We start from the raw sequence: 22,961 nt of genomic DNA on the forward strand, positions 1-22,961 counted from the left end.
CATGAGAGCGAACTGCTGGATGGGCACGCAGCGCGTGGAAGTCCGCGACGTCCCCGATCCACAGATCCTGAACGAGCGCGACTGCATCGTGAAGATCACGAGCACCGCGATCTGCGGGTCGGACCTCCACCTCTACAACGGCTTCATGCCGACGATGGAGAAGGGCGACATCCTCGGCCACGAGTTCATGGGCGAGGTGGTCGAGTGCGGGCGCGCGGTCAAGAACCTCAAGGTCGGCGACCGCGTCGTCGTCCCGTTCACGATCTCCTGCGGGGTGTGCAACGCCTGCCGGGCCGAGGCCTTCTCGTGCTGCGAGAACTCGAACCCGATCCCGCAGGTCTCCGAGGCCGTCGTCGGCCATCCGCTGTGCGGGTTCTTCGGCTACTCGCGCCTGACCGGTGGCTTCGCGGGCGGGCAGGCGGAGTACGCGCGCGTGCCGTACGCCGACGTGGGGCCGCTCAAGATCGAGAACGGCTTCACCGACGAGCAGGTGCTCTTCCTGTCGGACATCCTGCCGACCGGCTACATGGCGGCGGAGATGTGCGACATCCAGCCCGGCGATTTCGTCGCGGTGTGGGGCGCCGGCCCGGTGGGGCTGTTCGCGATGGCGAGCGCGAAGCTGCTGGGCGCCGAGCGCGTGGTCGCGATCGATCGCTTCGACTACCGGCTGCAGCGCGCCGTCGCGCGCGCCGGCGCGACCGACGTGATCAACTACGAGCAGCTCGACGGCACGACGGTCGTCGACGCGCTCAAGGAGCTGACCGGCGGCCGCGGCCCCGACAAGTGCATCGACGCGGTGGGGATGGAGGCGCACGCGCCGGGCCTCGCCTACGCCTACGACCGCACGAAGCAGGCGCTCAAGCTCGAGATCGACCGGCCGATCGCGGTCCGTGAGGCGATCATGGCGTGTCGCAGCGGCGGCACGGTCTCGATCATCGGCGTCTACGGCGGGATGGTGGACAAGTTCCCACTAGGCTCCCTGATGAACCGCGCGATCACGATCAAGACCGGGCAGACGCACGTCCCGCGCTACATGAAGCCGCTGCTCGGCCGCATCGAGCGCGGGGAGATCGACCCGACGATGGTGATCAGCCACATCCTCCCGCTGGCCGACGCTCCGAAGGGGTACGACATGTTCGTCAACAAGATGGACGGCTGCGAGAAGGTCGTGCTCAAGGCGTGACGACCGGGGCCGGGCGGCGGGAGCAGCGCCCCGCCGCCCGGGCCGGAGCTCGCATCCCCGTCGTAACCGCCGCACGTCCCCTTCGCGCCGATGTCGCACCCTCCGCCACCCGCCGCCCCGGATGGCGCCACCGGCGCCGTGCCCGTCGAGGTGGTCGGCCGCCTCTTCGCCCTCACGCGCAACCTGCTCTGCGTCACCGGACCGGAGGGGACCTTCCTGCACGTGAATCCCGCGTGGGAGCGCGCGCTGGGGTGGACGGTCGACGAGCTGCTGGGGCGGCCGCTGCTGGACTTCGTGCACCCGGACGACCGCGTGGCGACCCTGGCGGCGAGCAGGACGGTCCGCTCCGACGGCGCGCTCGACCCGTTCGTGAACCGCTTTCGGTGCCGCGACGGGTCCTATCGCTGGCTCTCGTGGATCGTCTCGGCGCCGGACGCGCAGGGGCGCTGCCACAGCATCGCCACCGACGTCACCGCGCAGCGGACGGCCGAGGCGAGGCTCCGGGCGAGCGAAGCGCTCCTCCGCGAGACGCAGGAGATCGCGAGCATCGGGAGCTGGAGCTGGGAGGTCGGCACGGGGGCGACCACCTGGTCGGACGAGCTGTACCGCATCCACGGCTTCGCGCCGGGGGGCGTGGAGGCCTCGTACGAGCGGTTCATCGGCCTCGTGCATCCCGACGACCGGGCGCGGGTGACGGCGGACCACGCCGACGCGGTGCGCGTCGGCGGCGCGTTCGCGCACGACTACCGGATCGTCCGGCCCGACGGCACCGAGCGCACGCTGCACTGCCGCGGTCGCGTGACGCGCGGGCCCGAGGGCGCCGTCGTGCGCGTCGCCGGGAGCTGCCAGGACGTGACCGAGCGCGTGCGCACGGTGGAGGCGCTGCAGGAGAGCCAGGCGCGCTTCGACCGTGTCGCGGCGAAGGTGCCCGGCATGGTCTTCCAGTACGTCCTCGCCCCCGACGGCACCGAGGCGCTGCCGTACGTGAGCGCGGGGGCGCGCGAGATCTACGGGCTCTCGCCCGAGGCGATGCAGCGCGATCCGCAGGAGGCGTTCGCCCTCGTGCACCCCGACGACCGTGCCGAGTGGGCGCGGACGGTCGCCGCGTCGGCCGCGACGCTCGAGCGGTGGGGCTGGGAGGGCCGCCTGCTGCTGCCCAGCGGCGAGGAGCGGTGGGTGCAGGGCGCGGCGCAGCCGCAGCGGCAGCCCGACGGCAGCATCCTGTGGGACGGCCTGCTGCTCGACGTCACCGACCGCCGGCGCGCCGAGGCGCTCGCGCGCCGGCAGTACGAGCTGCTGCAGGCGATCCTCGACCACATCCCGGCGATGGTGACCGTGACGAGCGCGACGGGCGAGCCCGTGTTCGCGAACGCGGAGTGGACGCGCCTCAGCGGCTGGAGCTGGGCGGAGGCGCGCACGCTGGACCTGCTCGCCGAGCTCTATCCCGATCCGGCGGAGCGCGCGCGGGTCGTGGAGTTCACGCGCGCCGCCACGGGCCGTCCCGGCGAGTTCCGGATGCGGAGTCGCGACGGTCGCATGCTGCAGACGAGCTGGGCGACGGTCGCGCTGTCGGACGGGTCGGTCGTCGGGCTGGGGCTGGATGTGAGCGAGCGCGGCCGGCTCGAGTCGCAGCTCCGGCAGGCGCAGAAGATGGAGGCGGTCGGGCAGCTGGCCGGCGGGGTGGCGCACGACTTCAACAACCTGCTGCAGGTCATCATGGCCAGCACCCGCTTCGCGCGTGAGACGCTCCCTTCCGGAACCCCGGCGGCCGAGGAGCTCGCGGCCGTCGAGGAGGCGACGGCCCGTGCGGTCCAGCTCACGCGGCAGCTCCTCGTGTTCAGCCGGAAGCAGCTGCTCAAGGCCGAGGTGCTCGACCTCAACCGCGTGGTGGAGGGCGTGACGCCCATGCTGCGCCGGCTCATCGGCGAGGACATCCGGGTGCTCACGATGCCGGGCGCGTCGCTGGCTCCGGTCGTCGCCGATCCGGGGCAGCTCGAGCAGGTGCTGATGAACCTCGCCGTCAACGCGCGCGACGCGATGCCGAACGGTGGCACCCTGCGGATCGAGACCGCCAACGTCGACGCGGCGGCGGTCGAGGCGCTTCACCGCGGGGACGTGGTCGAGCCGGGCGCCTACGTGCGCCTGACGGTGCGCGACACGGGGGTCGGCATGGACGAGGGGACGGTCGCCCGCATCTTCGAGCCGTTCTTCACCACGAAGGCGTCCAGCCAGGGGACCGGGCTCGGCCTCTCGACGGTGTACGGCATCGTGAAGCAGTCGGGCGGGCACGTGTGGGTCACGAGCGCGCCGGGCGACGGGACGCGGTTCGACATCGACCTGCCGGCCGCGGCCGCCCCCGCGCCGTCCGGTGTGGCGGAGACCGCCGCGCCCGGCGTGGGGCGCGGCACCGAGACGGTGCTGCTGGTCGAGGACGACGCGGCCGTGCGCGCGGGCGTCGGCCGGATCCTGACGCGCGCTGGCTACACCGTGCTCACGGCCACCGATGGCCGGGACGCGCTTCGCGTGGCCGGAGCCTCCGCGCGGCCGATCCACCTCGTGCTGACCGACATCGTGATGCCCGAGATGAACGGCCGGGAGCTCGTGGAGCAGCTCACCGCGCGCTACCCGGAGCTGCGGGTGCTCTGCATGTCCGGGTACACGGACGACGAGATCGTCCGGCGAGGGCTCGTGGTGCCGACCATGGCGCTGCTCGAGAAGCCGTTCACCCCCGAGCGCCTGCTCGACGCGGTGCGCGCGGCGTTGCGCCGGACGGCGCGTCGCGAGGGCTAGGCGCGATCGTCCGCGACGCCGGGCCGTCAGCCCGCGATCGACTCGACGAGGAGGTCGAGCCCCTCCTCCGCCACGTCGCGCGCGATGGTGAGCGCGGGCAGCAGCAGCAGCGCTCCATCGTTCGTGTCGAGCAGCAGGCCGTTCCGGCGGCAGCGCTTCTGGATCGCGTCGGCGCGCGCCTCGTCGTGGATGTCCACGGCGAGCGCCATGCCCCGGATGCGGAGCTCGGGCTCGTCGTCGAAGGGCATCTGCAGGAATCGCTCGCGGAAGTACTCGCTCATCCGCTCGACGCCGCGCAGGAGGGGGCCGCGCCGCCGGATGAGATACTTCATCGTCGCGATCGCGACCGCGGTGCTTCGTGGATGCCAGCCGTACGTCGAATAGACGTTGCCATGCTCGCGGAGCGACGCGGCCACGTCTTCCGTCATGAGCACCGCGCCGATGCCCGAGACGCCGCCGGTGAGCGCCTTCGCCACCGTCATGATGTCGGGCTCGAGATCGAAGTGCTCGCACGCGAAGAGGCGTCCGGTGCGCCCGAAGCCGCTCGCCACCTCGTCGGCGATCAGCATCGTGCCGAAGCGGCGACACAGGCGCTGGATCTCCTGCGCGATCTCGCGCGTCGGCTCGGTCACGCCGAGGTTGATCGAGATGGGCTCGAAGATGAACGCGGCGACGTCGCGGCGTGCGAGCCGTTTCCGGATGCGCTCGAGCGCGCGCTCGTCGAGCGGCGTCCGGATCTTCGCGCAGTTCGGCAGCAGCGCGGGCATGTGCTCGCGGTAGCTCGATTCGCCGACGCTGAGCGCGCCGATCGTGTTGCCGTGGTAGCTGTCCTCGAGCGAGAGAAAGCGGCGACGGCCCGTGTGGATCATCGCTGCCTGCAGCGCGATGTCGACGGCCTCCGATCCGCCCGTCGCGCGAGCGCACCTGGCGAGGCCGCGTGGCGCGACCGACACGAGCAGCTGCGCCAGCTCACCCCACGGCTCGTACGCGTAGCCCGGGTACACGTAGTCGGGACCCCGGAACGACCGCGCGACGCGCTCGAGCGGCGGATGTCCCCACCCGAGATTCCCGACGCACCATCCCGTCAGGAAGTCGACGTATCGCCGTCCGCGCTCGTCGAAGACGTGGCTGCCGCTCGATCGCGTGATCTGCAGCTCCGGCTCGCGATCGCTGACGACGTAGCGGCGCACGGCGCGGGGAATCGCCATTCAGTCCCCCCGTGAAGCGAACGTGCGGGATCTGCCCGCTGGCGTGCGGCAGTAGGCATGCCAGGCCCGGGCCTCGGGCGTTCCGTCCCCGATCGACGTGCGCGACGGGCTTCCCGGTTTCCCGGCAGCGGCGGCGCCGCGCCGACGTCAGTGTTCGGTGCCGGGCATCGGCGCGCGAGAGACGTATCGAGACGCGAGAGACGCCATGACGATGCACAACCTGGATCTGGGGATCCCACTCACGCGCGAGCAGTGGGAGCAGTTGGGCCACGGTGCGGATGCGCGCCCCGACTTCGGCGTGCTGCGGTGGGCGCCGGCCGAGTTCGACGTGATCCGCGTGGCCGTGCGGGAGGACGAGCTCCCGGAGGGATGGCGTCCGGCGGCTCCGCGCGCCGACGCACGGGTCTCCGACCGCGAGGTCGCGCGCTTCCGCTGGAACGACGGCCGCCCGTACGCCGAGGTCGACCCGCCGAGCGCTCCGGAGCCGCCCGCGATCACTGCGGCGGAGCGCGCGACGCTGGATGCGCGGCTCGACCACTGGGTGCGCGAGCGCTGGCACATCCTGCTGCGAGAGTCCGGCATCGCGTACGACCGCGGTGCGCTGCCGCCCGAGGAGCCGTATCCGGCGACCGGGCGCCCCGGCGCGGCCGCGACGACGCGCTCCGCACGTGGGAGCACGGGAGGACGCATGGGTGAGCACGAGACCGATCGCACGCGCGGCGGCGACGCGGCGCGGCGTGAGAGCGGGCAGCCCGGCGGCGGACAGGGCCGCCGTGACGAGATCGGCGGGCGCACGGGCGTCTGGCCGCGCGGCGCCGAGGGCGTCCCGCCGGACGCGGAGGTGCGCATGGAGGGGGCGCTCGGCGGCGGCGACTACGACGAGGCGGGCGGCTCGGAGCTCGTCTACCGCGACGGCCAGCTCCTCGGCGGCCTCACCGCCGGACCGGACGGCGAGCCGACGATCGACATCCACGGCGGGGACCGTCCGGACGCCGACCGGCGGCCGCCGCGGGGACCGGACGAGCGCGACGCCGGGATGCGCTGACCCCGGCACGCGCGTGCGACGCACATTCGGACATGACTGGAGGCACTCGATGGTCAGCCGTGGTCTGCTCGTTCGACTGGAAGCCAGAGCGGGGAAGGAGGCGGACGTGGAAGCGTTCCTCCGTGCCGCGCTGCCCCTCGTGCAGCGGGAAGCGGGAACCACGGCGTGGTTCGCCGTGCGCTTCGGGCGCGGCGAGTACGGCATCTTCGACGTCTTTCAGGACGACGCGGCACGTGACGCGCACCTCGCCGGACCGGTGGCCCAGGCGCTCGAGCAGCGCGGCGGTGAGCTCCTCGCGAACGCACCGCGCATCCGGAAGCTCGTCGTGCTCGCGAACAAGCTGCCGACGGCCGGCACGCGCGAGCCGGACACGAAAGGCCTGCTGCTCACGTTCCGGGCGAAGTCCGGACACGAGCCGGAAGTCGAGCAGTTTCTGCGTGACGCGCAGCCGGTGGTCATGGACGAGCCCAGGACCACGGCGTGGTTCGCGATCCACACCGATGAAGGCGAATACGGCATCTTCGACGTCTTTCCGGACAACGGCGGCCGATTCGCCCACCTTGCCGGCGGCGTTCCGCGCGAGCTGGCGAAGCACGCGCTCACCCTGCTCGGCTCGATGCCCGACCTGGAGATGCTGAACGTGGAGGCCGAGAAGCTCGTGGCCTGAGGCTCGATGGCCCTTGGGCTCAGCGCTTTTCGTGGGCCCTCATGCTTCACCGCCGTGTCGCCGTCGTGAAGCAGTCACGGCGCGTTCGCCGCGCGGGCGGTGATCCAGCGGCGATAGCGCCTCGCTCGCCGCTTCGCCGCGAGCTGTGCGGTGATGAGCGCCCAGAGCGGCGAGACGTTCGGAGCGGTGAGCCTTCCCCGGCTGAGCCGGGCCAGCTGGTAGCGCACGGCGGACATGTGCGCCGACGAGGCGAGCGGCTTGTTCTTCCAGGTGATGGCCCTGAGCGCCGGCGCGTCGTCGCCGCCACGCCGCCACCGCTCCGGAAGGTCGGGCTGGATCGCGATCGCCGTGGCGATGCCAGCCATCGCGACGCCGCCGGCGATCACCTGCTCGGCGGCCGCACGCCGCCGGATGCCGCCGGTCACCATCAGCGGCATGGTCGCGACGGCGGCGATGTCGCGCGCGAAGTCGAGGAAGTAGGCCTCGCGCGCCAGCGTGCGCTCGTCGCGTGACGCGCCCATCATCGCCGGTGCTTCGTAGCTGCCGCCGGACAGCTCCACGAGGTCGACGCCGAGCGGGCCGATCATCGCCACCACCGCCCGCGCATCCTCGGGCGAGAAGCCGCCGCGCTGGAAGTCCGCCGAGTTGAGCTTCACCGCGACCGCAAACCCCGGCGACACCGCCGCGCGGACCGCGCGCACCACATCGACCAGCAACCGCGCCCGGTTCTCCAAGCTCCCACCCCACCGGTCGGCACGGTGATTCGCGAGCGGAGAGAGGAACTGGCTGAGCAGATAGCCATGCGCGGCATGGATCTCGACGCCCGTGAACCTGGCCCGTTCCGCCAGCGCCGCGGTGGTCGCGAAGCGGTGTTCGACGTCCGCGATGTCGTCGGCCGTCATCGCACGCGGCACGGGGAACCGCTTCGACTGCGCGCCGAGGTCGAGCGCGATCGCCGACGGCGCGAGCGCGTCCTGGGCCAGTGCGGCCGGCGTCTGGCGGCCGGGATGGTTGATCTGCATCCACGCCTGCCCGCCGCCTGCCCGCATGGCGCCCGCCCAGGCGCGGAAGCGGTCGAGGTGCCGGTCATCCTCCAGCACCACGCCGGCCGGGCCGGTCATGGCGCGCGCGTCCACCATCACGTTGCCGGTGATGATGAGGCCCGCACCGCCCTCGCCCCACGCGCGGTAGAGGCGGATCAGCGCGGCCGACGGCGCGTGGTCGGCGTCCGCCAGATTCTCCTCCATCGCCGCCTTGGCGATGCGGTTGGGGATGATCGCTCCGTTGGGCAGCGTGAGCGGTGCGAACAGGGACATGGCAGGGCTCCTGGGTCAACTTGCTCGAAGCATAACCTTGGAGTTAAGTTGAAGGTCAAGGGGACACCTGAGGCCTGCGGGAGCGATGACGATCGGTGAGCTGGCGAAGCGGAGCGGACTGACGCAGTCGCGCATCCGCTTCTACGAGAGGATCGGGCTGCTGACGACGGTCGAGCGCCGGGCCAACGGGTATCGCGTCTACCCGCCGGAGGCGCTCGTCATCCTCAGGGTGATCGCGATCGCCCAGTCCGCCGGGTTCAGCCTCGACGAGATCCGCACGCTGCTGCCGGACGACCGAGCGCACTGGGACCACGACGCGCTGACCGATACGCTGCGGCGAAAGGTCGCCGACATCGACGCGCTCGCATTGCGGCTCGCGCAGCGAAGGGCGCAGCTCGTCACGCTGATCGACGAGATCGAGGCGCGGCCGGACGACATCGACTGCGCCGACAATGCGCGACGCGTGTTGGCGAGCCTGTTCGACGGCGACTAGCGAGACGCGCTAGCGAGACGCGCTGGCGAGCCGCTCCAGACGCTCGGCCACCGTGTTCGCGGTCGCCTTCGCCGAGAACGGGTTCTGGCCGGTCACCAGTCGGCCGTCGGTCACGACGTGGGAGACGAACGGCAGCAGCGCCTTGCGGTACTCCGCGCCGCGTCGCGTCATCTCGGCCTCGGCGTTGTACGGCATGCGCTTCGCCACGCCGGCCAGCACCTCTTCCGTCCAGGAGAAGCCGGTCACCCGCCGGTGGGCCACGAGCAGCGTCCCGTCCGACAGCCGAGTGTTGAGCAGCCCGCAGTAGCCGTGGCAGACGGCGGAGACGACACCGCCCTGCTCCCAGATCGCGCGCGTGATGGTCTGCAGGCCCTCGCTGTCGGGAAAATCCCACATCACCGCATGGCCGCCGGTGAAGTAGATCGCGTCGAACTCCGCCGGATCGATCTCGTCGGGCCGCGCGGTCGACGCCAGCAGCGCCATACGCGCCGGATCGTCGAGCCAGGCTTTCGCGGACCGATCCAGCAGCGGCCACTTCAACGCGCGGGGCTCCAGCGGCGACCGTCCGCCCCGCGGGCTGACGATCCGCTGTTCGTAGCCCCGGTCGTCAAAGACGTCCCATGCGTGGGTCAGCTCGGAGAGCCACAGGCCGGTCGGGTGCGACGGGTCGTCGTAGTGCGCCACGTTGCTGACGACGTGGAGGATGCGCTTGCTCATGGTGCCCACGTTTCCCCGCGTGTTGCAGCGCCGAAGTGGCGAGAACGCCGTGGCGCCGCCCTCGATGACGCTAACCCTGAACCCGACATCAGGGTCAAGGGTGCGCGTTCAACGGTGCCGCGCACGTGGGAACCGTCGCTGACCCGACTCGGCGTCCGCGTCTCACGGCCGTCGCTCGCCGGGCTTCAGAACCGCCCGCGTCCGGGGGCGGAGGGCGTGTCACGATCGCCGTCGAGCCGCCGGAGCGCCGACGCGGCGTGCCCGCGCATGATGGGATCAGGCTCCTCGTCCAGCACGCGCGTCAGCACCCCGGCGTCGTCCGCCGTGCCCACATTCCGAGCGCCGCGGCCGCGTTGTGCTGCATCGCCGGCAGCCTGGCGCGTTTCATCGGCGAGCCGCGGAACGCCGCGCGGTACGCGTCGACGTCCATCCCCGGCACGTCGCGCGCGAAGGCGCGCGTCCCCGCCCGCGATCGCCGCGGCCCACGGACGCGCGTCGCCCTGACCCCAGCCGGCGGCCCGCGGCTTGACCTCCATGCATGCATCACGTACATATGCAGCGCGCCAGTATGCGTCGCACAAATATGCGTTGCGCAAGCAACCGGGGCGCGGACTCGAGGGGGCTCTGGAATGGGGATGGATCGCGATCGCTCGGTCGAGCGGTTCCTGCCGCTGCGGCCCGTCGAGTTCGACGTGCTGCTGAGCCTGGCGGCCGGTGAGCGGCACGGCTACGGGATCATTCTCGACAGCGAGGCGCGCGGCGCGACTGCCGTGCCCGATGTCGGGACGCTCTACCGCGCCCTCCGCCGGATGCAGGACCAGGGGTTGATCGGCGCCTCGGCGCGCCGCGACGTGCCGGAGAGCGCCGACGAGCGCCGGCACTATTACCAGATCACGCCCCTGGGGCTGGAAGTCGCCCGGGCAGAGGCGCGGCGCCTGGCCGCGCTGATGCGCGCGGCCGCGGCCAGCGGGCTGATCGAGGCGGTAGCCACGTGACCCTCCACGTCATGTCCAAGCAGCGGCACGTGCCCACGGATGGCGGTCGCGCGAACGAGGAGCGGTTGGTCCGGGCCTCGGACCGCTGGATGCGCCTCCTGCTCCGGCTCTACCCCGCCGACTTCCGCGACGAGATGGGGGAGGCCTTCCTCGAGACCTATCGCGACCGCAGCCGGGCGGCCGTCCGCGATGGAGGCGTGGCAGCGCTCGCCGGCGTCTGGCTGCTGTCGCTGGCGGACTCCACGCGCAACGGCCTCGGCGAGCGGATGCGGCCGGCGGTCGGCTGGCGCCGGAGCGGCAACTGGGGGCGCGACACCGAGCGCGCCGTCCGCCGGCTGGTGCGTGCGCCGCTGTTCACGCTCAGCATGATCGCGACGCTCACCGTGGGCCTGGGCGCGTTCGCGATGGTCGCCACCGTCGTGCAGAAGGTCCTGCTCGCCCCGCTGCCGTACGAGCGCCCGGACGACCTGTACCTCGTGTGGCGCGACTACGGGAAGGTCTTCGACCTCAAGCACGGCAGCCTGGCGGGGACCGACGTCGTGGCGCTCGGGGCCGCCGGCGGGGTGATCGAGGGCGCGGCGGGCGTGGACCGGGCGCGGGCGACGCTGACCGCGGCGGGATCCGGGTCGGACGACACCGCCCCGGAGCAGGTGAGCGTGCTCATCACCTCGCCCAACCTCTTCCACCTGCTCGGCGTCCGACCGGCGCTCGGGCGGACGTTCGCGGCGGGGGAAGCCGGACCCGGCCGGCCGGCCCTGGTCGTGCTCGGGCACGAGCTGTGGCAGCGGCGCTTCGGCGGCCGCCGCGACGTGGTCGGCGCCGACGTCGTGCTCGACGGCACGCCGTACCAGGTCATCGGGGTCCTGGGGCCGGACTTCCGCCTCGAGGGGGAGCTGGCGTCCGACGCGTACGTCACCCACCTCGTGAACCTCGCCGAGACGAACCCGGGCGCCGGCAGCTACAGCGTGATGATCCGCGCGCGGGCCGGCACGCCGCCGGCGCTGGTCGCGTCGGCCGTCGGTGCGGTCGGCAAGATGGTGGACGAGCGCGATTTCCAGGGGAAGGGGATCAGCCTCTACCCGGTGGGGATCAAGGCCGACCTGCTCGACGCGGTGCGAGCGCCCCTGCTGGTGCTCGGCGCCGCGGGCGTGCTCCTCGTGCTCGTGCTCGGCGTGAACATGGCGACGCTGCTGCTCGTGCGCGCGGCGCAGCGCGAGCGGGAGCTCGCGATCTCACGCGCACTCGGCGCGAACCGCCTGGCGCTGGTGCGCGCGACGCTGCTCGAGGCGGTGCTCCTCGGCACGGCGGGCGGCGCGCTGGGCGCGCTGGCGGCGGTGTGGGGCACGCGCGCGCTGGTCGCGCTCGCGCCGCTGGACCTCCCGCGCCGGGAGACCATCGCCGTCGACTGGCGCCTGGCGGCGGTGGTCGTCGGCGTCGGCGCGCTGCTCGGCGCGCTCGCCGGCACGCTGCCGGCCGTGTGGTCCACGCGCGCGGGGCTCGCCACGCTGCTCCGGAACGCCGCGGTGCGCGGGGGTGGGGGAGGCTACGGACCGCTGCGGCGCGCCATGGTCGTCGCCCAGGTGGCGCTCTCGCTCGTGCTGCTCAGCGCGGGCGGCCTCGTGGTCCGGAGCTTCGAGCACCTGCTCCGCATCGACCCCGGGTTCTCGCCGGCCGGCGTGCTCACGTTCGGGGTGCCGGTGCCCGGCGCGCGCTACCCGACCGACACGCAGGTGGTGGCGGTGCACGAGCGGCTGCACCGCGCGCTCGCGGCGATCCCCGGCATCACCGCCGTGGGCGCGTCGGGAGCGCTCCCCCTGAGCGGCGACCCGGCCCAGTCGACCGTCCACTTCCCGGGCGCGCCGGGCAACTCGGGGGACACGGAGCGCGACCGCCCGCTCGTCGACTACGTGCAGACGCGCGCGGGCTACTTCGAGGCGCTGGGCATCCGCGTGCTCGCCGGCCGCGCGTTCGAGCCGACGCCGTCGCGCGGTGTCCGCGAGGCGGTGATCGACCGGACGCTGGCGCAGCGGTTCTTCCCGACGGGCAGCGCGGTCGGGGCGACGCTCGAGTTCTTCGACGACACGCTCCGCGTCGTGGGGGTCGTGGAGCACGCGCGGCTCCACGACGTCCACCAGGACGGCCGGCCGCAGCTCTACGTGCGCGACGAGGACTACACGGAGAACGCGCTCAGCTTCGCGCTCCGCAGCGACCGCTCGCCGACCGGGCTCGTGCCGGAGGTGCGGGCCGCGATCGCGCGGGTCGATCCGCAGCTCGCCGTCTCGCAGGTCCGGTCGATGGACGAGATCGTGAGCGCGGCGGTGCAGCAGCCGCGCCTGAGCGCGGTGCTCCTGTCGGGCTTCTCGCTGGGCGCGCTGCTCCTCGCGGCCATGGGCCTCTACGGCGTCATCGCGGGATCGGTGAGCCGTCGGCGGCACGAGATCGCGGTGCGGCTCGCGCTCGGTGCGGACCACCGCCGCGTGCTGCGGCTGATCCTCGGTGAGGGGGCACGCCTGGTCGGCCTGGGACTGCTCATCGGGGCGCCGGGGATCTACCTCGCGAGCCGCCTGGTGGGCGGCGTGCTGGTGGGCGTCTCCCCGTTCGATCCCCTCACGCTCGGCGCCGTCGCGGTCGGTCTGGCGCTCGTCGCCGCGGTGGCCTGCTACCTCCCCGCCCGTCGCGTCGCCGGGATCGAGCCAGCGCAGTCGCTACTCGAGAACTGAGCTGGCCCCTTCGCGATCAGGGCGGGGATCCGGCGCTGGCTGGCGTGGCGATCCGGGTCGACCAGGCGCCGAGTTTCGGGCGTCGAGCACGTCGAGCGCCCACGCGGCGTGCTGGCGGACGATGGAGTCGGGCTCCTCGTGTAGAACGCGGGTGAGCACGTCGACGTCGTCCGCCGTTCCTACGTTGCCGAGGACGACGGCCGCGTTGCGCTTCATCGCCGGCAGCTTCGCGCGCTTCATCGGCGAGCCGCGGAACGCCGCGCGGTACGCGTCGACGTCCATCGCCAGCACGTCGCGCGCGAAGGCGCGCGCGTCCTTCCCCGCGATCGCCGCGCGCGGCGCGAACGTCGGCTCCTTCAATTCGCTCGCGAAGCGCACGTTCCACGGGCACACGTCCTGACACACGTCGCACCCGTACGCGTGCGCGCCGATCCGCGCGCGCAGCGCCTCGGGGATCGCGCCGCGCTGCTCGATCGTCAGGTACGAGATGCAGCGCGTCGCGTCCAGCACGCGCGGCCCCACGAACGCGTCGGTGGGGCAGGCGTCGAGGCAGCGCGTGCACGTGCCGCAGCGGTCGGCCGCGAACGGCGCGTCGGGCGCGAGCTCGATCCCCAGCAGCAGCGCGCCCAGGAAGAAGAACGAGCCGCGCTGCGGGTTGATCAGGTTCGTGTTCTTCCCGAACCAGCCGAGTCCCGCGCGCCGCGCGAGGTCGCGCTCCAGCAGCGGGCCCGTGTCGACGTACGCGCGGCCCGGCACCGCGCGGCCCACGCGCGCCTCCACCCAGCGGTGCAGCGCCTCCAGGCGCGCCTGCATCACGTCGTGGTAGTCGTCGCCGCGCGCGTAGCGCGCCACCGGGCCGTCGGGCTCGCGGCCGCCGTAGTCGAGCGCCACGACGAGCGCGCTCACCGCGGCGGCGCGCTCGGTCGTGTGCGCGCGCGACGCCGGCACCGTCAGCCGCGTGTCGCGGCGCTTCTCGGCCCCGCGCGCGAGGTAGTCCATCTCGCCCGCGTAGCCCGCCGCGATCCACGCGTCGAACGCGTCCGCCGACTCGGCGGGGCCCAGCCGCACCACGCCCGCGAGGTCGAAGCCGAGGCCGAACGCCTGCCCCTTGAGCAGCGTCGTGAGCGCGGCGACGTCCGCGGCGTCCGACGCGTCCGACGCGTCCGGCGTGGGCGCCGTCAGCGCTGCCGTCCCACCCATCGCGCGTACCGGATCACGTCCTCGGCCGGCGGGATCGCGCCCTCGTCGCCGTAGGCCGTGTGCATGCGCCAGCGCACGTAGTCGCGCGACGGCACGGGCAGGAACGGCGGGCGCGCCCACCAGCGCCGCACGCGGAACCGCCACGCCACGCGCAGCAGGTCGATGGCGAGCGGGGGCGAGACGAGCGCGCGGGACGCGACGGCGAGCACGAGGCGGGGCCAGGACATGACCCCGAAATCTCGCCTCGCCGCCGACCCCCTTCAACTCACCGGGCGCGGTCGCGGCGCCCTGACGTCAGCGCTGGCTGGCCGCGGAGCCGAAGAGGTTCATCGCCACCCACCCCACCACCAGCACCAGCGCGAGCGCTACCAGCACCCAGCTCGATTTCCGGCCCCTCGAGTCCGCCATTACGTTGCCTCCGTCGCATGCGTCCGCGGCCCGGAGTGCAGCTAGCGGACCATGCAGGCCCCACCCGTACTGCGCCCCCGATGACGCTCGACGACTACCAGCAGCTGGCGGCCCGCACCATCCGCCCCGGCCGCCCGCCCGAGCAGGCGCTCGCCAACTGGGCACTCGGCCTCACGGGCGAGGCAGGCGAGGTCGCGGAGCACGTGAAGAAGCACCTCTTCCACGGCGGCCCGCTCGACCGCACGGCGGTCGTGAAGGAGCTGGGCGACATCCTCTGGTACGTGGCCGCGATGGCCGGCGCGGTGGGCGTGTCGCTCGACGAGATCGGCACGACGAACATCGAGAAGCTGCGGCGGCGATACCCCGAGGGATTCGAGGAGCACCGGAGCTTGAATCGCGCGGCGGACGATACCTGAGCGTCGAGCGTCGAGCGTCGAGCAGGCGCGCGCTCCTCACCTCGGCCTGACGGCTGCGCGTGCGCGCGACCCACGCGTGGCGGCAGCCCGAGCGCCGAGCGCCGAGCGCCGACGTGTGGGGCGGGGACGCGCGGCGTGCGCGGAGGCGACCTCGATCGCAGCAAGGAGACTCACGCGAAGCGGTGAGGCTCCGCAGCGGCCGCGATCGCCGGGAGCCGGAGCGCATGCCGCGCGTCCCCGCCGGCGCACCAGACCCCGCGCCGAACCCCTCAGCGGAACTGCTTGGCCAGCCGCAGCAGCTGGGTCGAGTACGACGAGCCGATGTCGGCGCCGTACAGCTTCGTGGGTTCGTCGAGCAGCCGCTCGTACAGCAGGCGCCCCACGATCTGCCCGTCCTCCAGCACGAACGGCACCTCGTGCGAGCGCACCTCCAGCACCGCGCGCGTGCCCGTGGGCGCGTGCGGGCCGTGGCCGAAGCCCGGGTCGAAGAAGCCCGCGTAGTGCACGCGGAACTCGCCGATCGCGGGCTCGTACGGCACCATCGCCGCCGCGTAGCGCGCCGGCACGCGCACGCGCTCGCGCGACATCAGGATGTAGAAGTCGTCCGGGTTGAGGATCAGCCGGCCCTTCCCGGGGCGGGGGATCGACTCCCAGAAGTCGCGCGGATCGTAGTGCGCGATGCGCGACAGGTCGATAAGCGGCGCGTGCGCGCGCGCGCGGTAGCCGACGACGCTCGTCGCGTCGGCGCCCACGAGGTCGACGCCGATCCAGAGGCCGCCGGCGATGCGCGCGTCGATCGGCGCGTCGCCCACGAACACCAGCCCCTCGCGGTCGTGCAGCTCGTCGAGCAGCGCGTCGTTCGACTCGGGCGCGCCGAGCGCGAGGCGCAGCTGGTTCAGCCGCGTGCCCTGCGTCACCAGCACGCTGAACGTGCGCGGCACGATCTCCAGGTAGAGCGGCCCGCGGTAGCCGGCCGGCACGACGTCGAACTCCGTCGCGTGGTCGACGATCAGCCGCGTGAAGATGTCGAGCCGCCCCGTGGTGCTCTTCGGGTTCGCCTTGCCGGAGAGCGTCTCGGGCAGGTCCAGCGTCTCCGCCAGCGGCACCAGGTACACGCACCCCTTCTCCAGCACGCACGGGCGCGTGAGGTCGATCTCGTGCATCACCAGCTCGTCCAGCCGCTCGCGCACCGTCGCGCGCTCGCCCGGGAGGAAGCTCGCCTGCACGCGGTAGCCCGTGGCGCCCAGGCGCAGGTCCACGCTCGCGGGCTGCACCTGCGCGGGCTGCACGGCCGGCTCGCCGGTGATGCGCCCCGCGGCGATCAGCTCCTCGAGGTGCTGCGCGGCCAGCACGCCGGCGCGCGTTCGGGACGGACGGGCGTCGGGAGTCGTCATGTGGTGGGGCGAGTACGTCAGGCCGGCGCCGCGGACTCGCGCTTGGCGTAGCGCTCCAGGTCCGCGCCCAGCAGCAGCGTCAGGGCGACCAGCGCGGCCGCGATGAAGAACGGCACGCCGACGCCCAGCTTGTCGAACGCGAGGCCGGCGATGATCGGGAAGATGGCGCGCGACGCGCCGCCGAACGTCTGCTGCACGCCCATGTACAGCCCGCGCTCCTCCTTGGGCGTCACGCGCGAGAGCATCGCCGTCACGCAGGGGAAGGTGAACGCGGTGCCGAGCGGCATCAGCGCGACGGCGGCCGCGAGCGTCGGGTAGCCGTTCGTGAGCGGCAGCGCCGCGAGGCCGATCGCCATCAGCGTCAGGCCCAGGCGCGCCAGCCGCGCCTCGCCCAGCCGGTCCACCAGCTTGCCGAGGATCGCGGCGCGCGTGACGACCGAGATGATGCCGATGTACATGAAGAAGTAGCCGATCGTGCGCTCGGTGACGCCGTAGCGCGCCGCCAGGAAGAGCGCGAGGATCGACGTCACGCCCTGGAACGCGCCGATGGCAATGGCGTAGATCGAGATCAGGCGCGACGCGGGCTCGCCCGGGTGCGTGAGCACGCGCGCCACCGCCTGGTGCGAGCGCTGGCGCGGCACGATCGCCTTGTGCGAGCCGGTCGCGGTGCGCTCGACCTCGCGCGACTCGCGCAGGAAGCGCCACACGAAGAGGATGTTGACGAGGCAGAGCGCCGCCGCGAGCAGCCCGGGCGCCGCCTTGCCCGCGCCCTGCATCCACGAGCCGAGCACGGGGCCGAGCGCGACGCCGGCGTTCGTGGCGGCGGAGAGCCAGCCGAGGCTCTTCGCGCGGTCGTCGGGGCGCGCGACGTCGGCCACGTAGGCCTGGATCACGCCCACCGTGCCGCCGCCCGCGCCCTGCACCACGCGCGACAGGAAGAGCACGACGAGCGACGTCGCGTAGCCGAAGATGATGTACGCGACCGCCGACGCGGTGAGCGCGACGACGAGCGCGGGGCGCCGGCCGTAGCGGTCGGAGAAGCGGCCCCACAGCGGCGCGCTGAGAAGCTGCGCGACCGTGTACGCGCTCACCAGCAGCGCGGTGATCTGCCCGATGCCCAGGTGGTAGCGGATGGAGCCGAGCGCCACGTCGATCCCGTTCCCGCCGAGGTGCTGGGCGTAGAACGGGATCAGCGGGATCACCATCAGCAGGCCGACCATGTCGAGGAAGGCCGTGAACATCAGCGCGACCAGCTTGCCGACGCCCGCGCCGCCCTCCTGCCGGTCGCTCACTCCGCCTTCCCCAGCGCGGCCGGCGCCGCCGAGCGGCCCACCACGCCGGCCAGCGCGACGATCGTCAGCACGTAGGGGATCATCTCGACGAACTGCGACGGGATGAGCTGCGCGCCCTGCAGCTGGATCTGGAACGTCTCGGCCGCCGCGAACAGCACGCACGCCAGCGCGACGCGCTTCGGGTCCCAGCGTCCGAAGATCACTGCGGCGAGCGCGATGAAGCCGCGGCCGGCCGTCATGCCGTCGGTGAACTGGTGCTGGTCGAGCGCGAGGTACGCGCCGGCGAGCCCCGCCAGCGCGCCCGCGCACGCGACGCCCAGCACGCGCACGCGCGCCACCGGCACGCCGAGCGAGCGCGCGGCCTCGGGCTTCTCGCCGGCGGCGCGGATGCGGAGGCCGAACGGCGTGCGGTAGAGCAGCCACGCGGTCGCGGGCACGATCAGGAGCCCGATCCAGACGAGCGGGTTCTGCGCGGAGGCGGCGAGCGTCGCCAGCACGCCCGTCGCGCCGCCGCTCTCGCCGCCGAAGCCCGGCACGCGCGGCGAGTTGGACGAGCTGTCGAAGGCGTAGCGCAGGAAGAAGCGCGTGCCGCCGATGGCGAGCAGGTTGAGCGCGATGCCCGCGACGACCTGGTCGGCCTTGTAGCGGACCGTCGCGAGCGCCAGCAGCAGCGCGAGCGCGACGCCGCCCAGCAGGCCGGTCAGCAGCCCGACCCACGGCGAGCCCGCGTAGTAGCTGCCCAGCGCCGCGGTGAACGCGCCCGTGAGCATGAAGCCCTCGAGCGTCAGCGCGACGATGCCCGCGCGCTCGCTCAGCACGCCGCCGGCGGCGGCGAGCAGGTACGGGATGACGATGCGCAGCGTCTGCGCGAGGAAGGCGAGGAGGATCATGCGCTCACCTTCGCGTCGGCCTTTGCCGCCGGCCGCACCGCCGCGCGCAGCACGCGCCGCACCTCGGGCACCGACGTCACGACCGCGAGGATCACGACCGCCTGCAGCACCTCGACCATCTGCTTGGGCACGAGCGCGTTCACCGCGAGGCCGCCCTGCGACAGCGTGGCGAACAGCAGCGCGGCCAGCATGATGCCGAGCGGGTGATTGCGTCCGACCAGCGCGACCGCGACGCCGAGAAAGCCGGAGCCGGCCGCGAAGCCCTCCTCGTAGTAGTGCTTGTAGCCGAGGACGTAGTTCAGCCCCCCGAGCCCCGCGAGCGCGCCCGAGAGCATCATCGCGCGCACCCACACGCGGCCGACGTGCACGCCGCCGTACTCCGCGGCGTCGGGCTGCAGCCCCACCGCGCGCAGCTCGAAGCCGGGACGCGTGCGGAACAGGTACCACCACACCGTGCCCGCCGTCGCGATGGCGAGCAGCAGGATCGCGTTCGCCGCCGAGCCGCGGAACGCGTCGCTCACGTCGGCGAGGCGCACGACGCCGCCGACCGCCATCTCGGGCGTGTGCAGCGTCTCCGGCACGTGCAGGTGCGCCGCGACGACGTAGTTCAGCAGCGCCAGCACGATGAAGTTGAGCATGATCGTGACGATCACCTCGCTCGCGCCGAAGCGCGCCTTCAGCACGCCGGGCACCGCGCCCACGGCGCCGCCGCCGATCGCAGATGCGACGATGCACAGCGGCACCGCGAGCAGCCACGGCGTGCCCGCGGGCAGCGCGAGCCCCGCCAGCGCCGCGACGAAGCCGCCCGCGGCGAGCTGGCTCTCGGCGCCGATGTTGAACAGGCCCGCGCGCGCGGCGATCGCGAACGCGAGCCCCGTGAAGGTCAGCGTCGTCGCCTTGTAGAGCACCTGCCCGAAGCCGTAGGCGTTGGCCCACGTGCCTTCCAGCAGCAGCCGGAACACCGCGCCCGGCGCCTGGCCGAAGGTGAGGATCAGCAGGTCGCCCACGACGAGCGCGATGCCGAGCGCCACGAGCGGCGGCAGGATCGCCTCCTCGAACAGCGTGCGGCGGCGCGCGTCGCGACCGGCCTGCAGCGATCCGGTGCCGGGAATCTGGGCGGCCGGCGCGCTCACGCGGCCACCTCGCCCGCGGCGCCGGCCGCGCCGGTCATGTAGGGGCCGAGGCGCTCGGCCGACGCCTCGCGGCGCGGGAGCACGGTGGCGAAGCGGCCGCGGTACATCACCGCCACGCGGTCCGCGAGGGCGAGGATCTCGGCCAGGTCGGCGGAGACGAGCACGATGGCCTTCCCGGCCGCGCGCGCGCGGCGGAGCTGGTCGTGAATGAACTCGATCGCGCCCACGTCCACGCCGCGCGTGGGCTGCGCGGCGAGGAGCACGTGGTAGTCGCGCCCGGTCATCTCGCGCGCGATCACGATCTTCTGCTGGTTGCCGCCGGAGAGCGCCCGCGCCGGCAGCGACGGGTCGGCGGGACGGATGTCGTATTCCGCGACGAGGCGGCGCGCGTTCTCGGCGACGCGCGGCTGGTCGAGCCGCACGCCCCTCGCGAAGCGGTGCTGCAGGCCGAGGATCAGGTTGTCGGCGATCGAGTAGTCGAGCACGAGGCCGCGGCGGTGCCGGTCCTCTGGGATGTGCGACAGGCCAGCGTCGGCCCGCGCGCGCACGCCGAGCGCGGTCACGTCCTGGCCCGCGAGCGCGATGCGGCCGGACGTCGGGCGCGCGAGGCCCGCGAGCGCCTCCAGCAGCTCCGTCTGGCCGTTCCCCTCGACGCCGGCGATGCCGAAGATCTCGCCGGGGGCGACGGTGAAGGAGACGCCGTCCACCTCGTTCGCGCGTCGCGCGCCGGGGACGACGAGATCGGTCACCGACAGCAGCGGCGTGCCGCGCGCGGTGGCCGGCGCGTCGTCGTCGCGGCGCGCGCCGTCGCCATCCGGCAGGCCGACGGCATCGAGGGCGAGCGCGACGTCGCGTCCCACCATCGCCCGCGCGATCGCCTGCGGCGTCGTGTCGGCGGTGCGGATGCGCTCCACCGTCGTGCCGGCGCGCATCACCGTGATCGTGTCCGAGATGTCCACGACCTCGTCGAGCTTGTGCGTGATCAGCACCACCGTGCCGCCCTGCGCCGCGAGGCCGCGCAGCACGGTCCACAGCTCCTGCACCTCGGGCGGCGACAGCACGGCGGTCGGCTCGTCGAGGATGAGGATGCGCGCGCCGCGGTAGAGCACCTTCAGGATCTCGACGCGCTGCGCCTCGCCGACGCTCAGCTCCGACACCAGCCGGTCGGCGGCGACGGCGAGCCCGGTGCGCTCCGAGAGCGCGCGCACCTCGGCCTCCGCCCGCGCGCGGTCGAGCTGCCAGCCGCGCGTCAGCTCCTGGCCCAGCACGACGTTCTCGGCGACGGTGAGCGTCGGCACGAGCATGAAGTGCTGGTGCACCATGCCCACGCCGGCGGCGATCGCCTCGTTGGTGCTCCAGCCGGTGACGTCGCGCAGCGCGCCGGTGCCGTTGGGCGCGACCTCGATCGTGCCCGCGTCGGGCCCGTACATCCCGCTCAGGATGCGCATGAGCGTGGACTTGCCGGCGCCGTTCTCGCCGACGAGCGCGTGGATCTCGCCGGCGGCGACCTCCAGCGACGCGTCACGGTTGGCGACGACGGGGCCGAAGGACTTCTGGACTCCGCGCAGGCGGAGGGCGGTTGCCGACGTCACAGGCTGCGATGAAGGGAAGGGGAGCGCCGCGTGCGGCCGGACGCTGGACGCTCGACCATCACTGCCGGTCGGACGGCACGGTGATCGCGCCCGCGATGATCGAGTCGCGCAGCGTCTCCAGCCGCGCGCGCAGCGCCTCGGGGATCAGCGCGCGGTTGTTCGCGTCGTACACGTAGCCGACGCCCTGCTCCTTGAGGCCGAACTGCTGGATGCCGCCGGTGAACGTGCCCGCCTGCACGCGCTGGATGGCGTCGAACACCGCGGCGTCCACGCCCTTCACCATCGAGGTGAGGATGAAGCCCGGCGCCTCCGCGAACTGGTCGGCGTCGACGCCGATGGCCAGCTTGCCGGTCGCGCGCGCCGCCTCGAACACGCCGAGGCCCGTGGAGCCGGAGGCGTGGAAGATCACGTTCACGCCGGACTGGTACTGGCTGAGCGCGAGCTCCTTGCCGCGGCCGGGATTGCGGAACGCCTCGGGGGTCACGCCGGCGTACTGCGCGACCACCGTGCACGTCGGGCAGACGTGCGTCACGCCGGCGCGGTAGCCCGCCTCGAACTTGTGGATCAGCGGGATGTCCATGCCGCCCACGAAGCCGACCCGCGTCGTCGGACGGTACGCGCGGTCACCGATGCGCGACTCGCGCGACAGCAGCGCCGCCAGCGCGCCGACGAGGTACGAGCCCTCCTCCTCGCGGAACTTGAGCGCCGCGAGGTTGGGCGGCGGCGGGATGGGGCGGCCGGCGGAGTCGCTCGCGACGGCGAGGTCCACGCCCGCGAAGCGGACGTTCGGGTACTCCTTCGCCAGCAGCGTCAGGTCGTCGGTGAAGATGAAGCCGACGCCGACGACGAGATCCATCCCCTCGGCCGCCAGCAGCCGGAGGCCGGCCTCGCGGTCGGAGCCCTCGCCGGGCTCGATGAACCGGACGCGCGCGCCGAGCTTCTCGGCGGCGCGCGTGGCGCCGAGGTAGGCGCCGTCGTTGAACGACTTGTCGCCGCGGCCGCCGACGTCGAAGACGATGCCGACGTCGAGCCCCTCGTCGGAGGGTGGCTCGAGGGCGCCCGACGGGCGGACGAGGAGGAGGGCGACGTGGACGGCGAGGAGCGCGCCGATCAGGAGGAGCAGCTTGCGCATGAGTCTCCAAAGGTCACGCCGCCGCACAGCCGGGGCAAGCCGCACGGCGGGCGGACCCGTCATCCGGGTGTCGGGGCGGTGTGGGCCCGATCTGCTCCAGTCCCCGGAGAGGCTGGGCTGCGCGCCCGGCACGCACCGACGTGCTCTGGCTTCCTGGCCTTTGGGGAGGTTTCGGATGCTCCGGATGTTGCGGATGCTCCGGATCGCTCCGCGTGGCGGCGACGTCCCATGCGCCACACGGAGCGATCCGCATGATCCGGCGCATCCGGAGCATCCGTTCCTCACCAACAGGCCAACAGGTCCGGCGCACCGGTCCCTGAACGAGAGGAGCGGCCTGAATGCGACACGGGGCCGGGCGACGTCGTCGCCC

At 73.2% G+C, this 22,961-nt stretch carries 20 protein-coding genes; 8 read left to right on the plus strand and 12 right to left on the minus strand.

Going from position 1 to position 22,961, the window contains the following annotated elements; translation table 11 throughout:
• The first annotated feature begins 1 nt into the window (after position 1).
• Both rosag_RS17400 and rosag_RS17405 read left to right on the plus strand, forming a co-directional pair.
• Positions 2–1,183, plus strand: coding sequence for a zinc-dependent alcohol dehydrogenase (locus tag rosag_RS17400; protein WP_284351436.1), 1,182 nt, complete (start codon positions 2–4; stop codon positions 1,181–1,183).
• 90 nt (positions 1,184–1,273) lie between these two features.
• Entirely contained in the window at positions 1,274–3,973 is a 2,700-nt protein-coding gene (locus tag rosag_RS17405; RefSeq protein ID WP_284351437.1) for a PAS domain-containing protein, read from the plus strand.
• Positions 3,974–3,999: 26 nt separating this feature from the next.
• Here rosag_RS17405 and rosag_RS17410 read toward each other — a convergent pair whose 3' ends face one another.
• A complete protein-coding gene (locus tag rosag_RS17410) occupies positions 4,000–5,181 on the minus strand; it encodes a class-III pyridoxal-phosphate-dependent aminotransferase (RefSeq protein ID WP_284351438.1) in 1,182 nt (393 codons plus the stop codon).
• Positions 5,182–5,386: 205 nt separating this feature from the next.
• On the opposite strand from rosag_RS17410, the gene rosag_RS17415 reads away from it, so the two are divergent.
• Positions 5,387–6,226 carry a hypothetical protein gene (locus tag rosag_RS17415; RefSeq protein ID WP_284351439.1) on the plus strand — a complete coding sequence of 280 codons (840 nt, stop codon included), beginning with the start codon at positions 5,387–5,389 and terminating at the stop codon, positions 6,224–6,226.
• A gap of 106 nt (positions 6,227–6,332) precedes the next feature.
• Positions 6,333–6,893 carry a hypothetical protein gene (locus rosag_RS17420; RefSeq protein ID WP_284351440.1) on the plus strand — a complete coding sequence of 187 codons (561 nt, stop codon included), beginning with the start codon at positions 6,333–6,335 and terminating at the stop codon, positions 6,891–6,893.
• A 74-nt stretch (positions 6,894–6,967) separates the two neighbouring features.
• Here rosag_RS17420 and rosag_RS17425 read toward each other — a convergent pair whose 3' ends face one another.
• Positions 6,968–8,209, minus strand: coding sequence for an NADH:flavin oxidoreductase/NADH oxidase family protein (locus tag rosag_RS17425; protein ID WP_284351441.1), 1,242 nt, complete (start codon positions 8,207–8,209; stop codon positions 6,968–6,970).
• A gap of 85 nt (positions 8,210–8,294) precedes the next feature.
• Here rosag_RS17425 and rosag_RS17430 point away from each other — a divergent pair, with 85 nt between their 5' ends.
• Positions 8,295–8,702, plus strand: coding sequence for a MerR family transcriptional regulator (locus tag rosag_RS17430; RefSeq protein ID WP_284351442.1), 408 nt, complete (start codon positions 8,295–8,297; stop codon positions 8,700–8,702).
• A 9-nt stretch (positions 8,703–8,711) separates the two neighbouring features.
• On the opposite strand, the gene rosag_RS17435 is transcribed toward rosag_RS17430, so the two are convergent.
• Both rosag_RS17435 and rosag_RS17440 read right to left on the minus strand, forming a co-directional pair.
• Complete coding sequence (locus rosag_RS17435) at positions 8,712–9,419, minus strand: type 1 glutamine amidotransferase domain-containing protein (protein WP_284351443.1); 708 nt, start codon at positions 9,417–9,419, stop codon at positions 8,712–8,714.
• Between the two features lie 185 nt (positions 9,420–9,604).
• Positions 9,605–9,955 (minus strand): hypothetical protein, encoded by a 351-nt coding sequence (locus tag rosag_RS17440; RefSeq protein ID WP_284351444.1) that lies wholly within the window; start codon positions 9,953–9,955, stop codon positions 9,605–9,607.
• A gap of 99 nt (positions 9,956–10,054) precedes the next feature.
• Between rosag_RS17440 and rosag_RS17445 the strand changes: the two genes are divergently transcribed.
• Both rosag_RS17445 and rosag_RS17450 read left to right on the plus strand, forming a co-directional pair.
• Complete coding sequence (locus rosag_RS17445; protein WP_284351445.1) at positions 10,055–10,414, plus strand: PadR family transcriptional regulator; 360 nt, start codon at positions 10,055–10,057, stop codon at positions 10,412–10,414.
• An 89-nt stretch (positions 10,415–10,503) separates the two neighbouring features.
• Positions 10,504–13,134, plus strand: a complete 2,631-nt coding sequence (locus rosag_RS17450) for an ADOP family duplicated permease (protein ID WP_284351446.1) — start codon at positions 10,504–10,506, stop codon at positions 13,132–13,134.
• Here rosag_RS17450 and queG read toward each other — a convergent pair.
• Entirely contained in the window at positions 13,120–14,334 is a 1,215-nt protein-coding gene (queG, locus tag rosag_RS17455; RefSeq protein ID WP_284351447.1) for a tRNA epoxyqueuosine(34) reductase QueG, read from the minus strand. The two genes, rosag_RS17450 and queG, sit on opposite strands and share 15 nt — an antisense overlap.
• Positions 14,313–14,561, minus strand: coding sequence for a hypothetical protein (locus rosag_RS17460; RefSeq protein WP_284351448.1), 249 nt, complete (start codon positions 14,559–14,561; stop codon positions 14,313–14,315). The genes queG and rosag_RS17460 overlap by 22 nt, the downstream gene beginning before the upstream one ends.
• Positions 14,562–14,822: 261 nt before the next feature.
• On the opposite strand from rosag_RS17460, the gene rosag_RS17465 reads away from it, so the two are divergent.
• On the plus strand, positions 14,823–15,158 hold the full coding sequence (locus rosag_RS17465) for a nucleoside triphosphate pyrophosphohydrolase family protein (protein WP_284351449.1): 336 nt from the start codon (positions 14,823–14,825) through the stop codon (positions 15,156–15,158).
• A gap of 269 nt (positions 15,159–15,427) precedes the next feature.
• Here the strand turns inward: rosag_RS17465 and rosag_RS17470 are convergent, their stop codons facing one another.
• The 6 genes from rosag_RS17470 to rosag_RS17495 are packed head-to-tail and all read right to left on the minus strand — an operon-like array spanning position 15,428 to position 22,591.
• Positions 15,428–16,552: a 2'-deoxycytidine 5'-triphosphate deaminase gene (locus rosag_RS17470; protein WP_284351450.1), complete on the minus strand. Its 1,125-nt coding sequence runs from the start codon at positions 16,550–16,552 to the stop codon at positions 15,428–15,430.
• Positions 16,553–16,569: 17 nt separating this feature from the next.
• Positions 16,570–17,844 carry an MFS transporter gene (locus tag rosag_RS17475; RefSeq protein ID WP_284351451.1) on the minus strand — a complete coding sequence of 425 codons (1,275 nt, stop codon included), beginning with the start codon at positions 17,842–17,844 and terminating at the stop codon, positions 16,570–16,572.
• Positions 17,841–18,734, minus strand: a complete 894-nt coding sequence (locus tag rosag_RS17480) for an ABC transporter permease (protein WP_284351452.1) — start codon at positions 18,732–18,734, stop codon at positions 17,841–17,843. The genes rosag_RS17475 and rosag_RS17480 overlap by 4 nt, the downstream gene beginning before the upstream one ends.
• On the minus strand, positions 18,731–19,867 hold the full coding sequence (locus rosag_RS17485; RefSeq protein WP_284351453.1) for an ABC transporter permease: 1,137 nt from the start codon (positions 19,865–19,867) through the stop codon (positions 18,731–18,733). The genes rosag_RS17480 and rosag_RS17485 overlap by 4 nt, the downstream gene beginning before the upstream one ends.
• Positions 19,864–21,459, minus strand: a complete 1,596-nt coding sequence (locus rosag_RS17490) for an ABC transporter ATP-binding protein (RefSeq protein ID WP_284351454.1) — start codon at positions 21,457–21,459, stop codon at positions 19,864–19,866. The genes rosag_RS17485 and rosag_RS17490 overlap by 4 nt, the downstream gene beginning before the upstream one ends.
• A 58-nt stretch (positions 21,460–21,517) precedes the next feature.
• Positions 21,518–22,591 carry a BMP family lipoprotein gene (locus rosag_RS17495; RefSeq protein WP_284351455.1) on the minus strand — a complete coding sequence of 358 codons (1,074 nt, stop codon included), beginning with the start codon at positions 22,589–22,591 and terminating at the stop codon, positions 21,518–21,520.
• Between the last annotated feature and the right edge of the window lie 370 nt (positions 22,592–22,961).

This window comes from Roseisolibacter agri (assembly GCF_030159095.1).
In the GTDB taxonomy this organism is placed as follows: domain Bacteria; phylum Gemmatimonadota; class Gemmatimonadetes; order Gemmatimonadales; family Gemmatimonadaceae; genus Roseisolibacter; species Roseisolibacter agri.

What these genes read in the sequence shown, in the direction of transcription:
- rosag_RS17400 (WP_284351436.1), top strand. Translation starts at nt 2, where the DNA reads ATGAGAGCGAACTGCTGGATGGGCACGCAGCGCGTGGAAGTCCGCGAC.
- rosag_RS17405 (WP_284351437.1), top strand. Translation starts at nt 1,274, where the DNA reads ATGTCGCACCCTCCGCCACCCGCCGCCCCGGATGGCGCCACCGGCGCC.
- rosag_RS17410 (WP_284351438.1), bottom strand. Translation starts at nt 5,181, where the DNA reads ATGGCGATTCCCCGCGCCGTGCGCCGCTACGTCGTCAGCGATCGCGAG.
- rosag_RS17415 (WP_284351439.1), top strand. Translation starts at nt 5,387, where the DNA reads ATGACGATGCACAACCTGGATCTGGGGATCCCACTCACGCGCGAGCAG.
- rosag_RS17425 (WP_284351441.1), bottom strand. Translation starts at nt 8,209, where the DNA reads ATGTCCCTGTTCGCACCGCTCACGCTGCCCAACGGAGCGATCATCCCC.
- rosag_RS17430 (WP_284351442.1), top strand. Translation starts at nt 8,295, where the DNA reads ATGACGATCGGTGAGCTGGCGAAGCGGAGCGGACTGACGCAGTCGCGC.
- rosag_RS17435 (WP_284351443.1), bottom strand. Translation starts at nt 9,419, where the DNA reads ATGAGCAAGCGCATCCTCCACGTCGTCAGCAACGTGGCGCACTACGAC.
- rosag_RS17440 (WP_284351444.1), bottom strand. Translation starts at nt 9,955, where the DNA reads ATGGAGGTCAAGCCGCGGGCCGCCGGCTGGGGTCAGGGCGACGCGCGT.
- rosag_RS17445 (WP_284351445.1), top strand. Translation starts at nt 10,055, where the DNA reads ATGGATCGCGATCGCTCGGTCGAGCGGTTCCTGCCGCTGCGGCCCGTC.
- rosag_RS17450 (WP_284351446.1), top strand. Translation starts at nt 10,504, where the DNA reads ATGCGCCTCCTGCTCCGGCTCTACCCCGCCGACTTCCGCGACGAGATG.
- queG (WP_284351447.1), bottom strand. Translation starts at nt 14,334, where the DNA reads ATGGGTGGGACGGCAGCGCTGACGGCGCCCACGCCGGACGCGTCGGAC.
- rosag_RS17460 (WP_284351448.1), bottom strand. Translation starts at nt 14,561, where the DNA reads ATGTCCTGGCCCCGCCTCGTGCTCGCCGTCGCGTCCCGCGCGCTCGTC.
- rosag_RS17465 (WP_284351449.1), top strand. Translation starts at nt 14,823, where the DNA reads ATGACGCTCGACGACTACCAGCAGCTGGCGGCCCGCACCATCCGCCCC.
- rosag_RS17470 (WP_284351450.1), bottom strand. Translation starts at nt 16,552, where the DNA reads ATGACGACTCCCGACGCCCGTCCGTCCCGAACGCGCGCCGGCGTGCTG.
- rosag_RS17480 (WP_284351452.1), bottom strand. Translation starts at nt 18,734, where the DNA reads ATGATCCTCCTCGCCTTCCTCGCGCAGACGCTGCGCATCGTCATCCCG.
- rosag_RS17495 (WP_284351455.1), bottom strand. Translation starts at nt 22,591, where the DNA reads ATGCGCAAGCTGCTCCTCCTGATCGGCGCGCTCCTCGCCGTCCACGTC.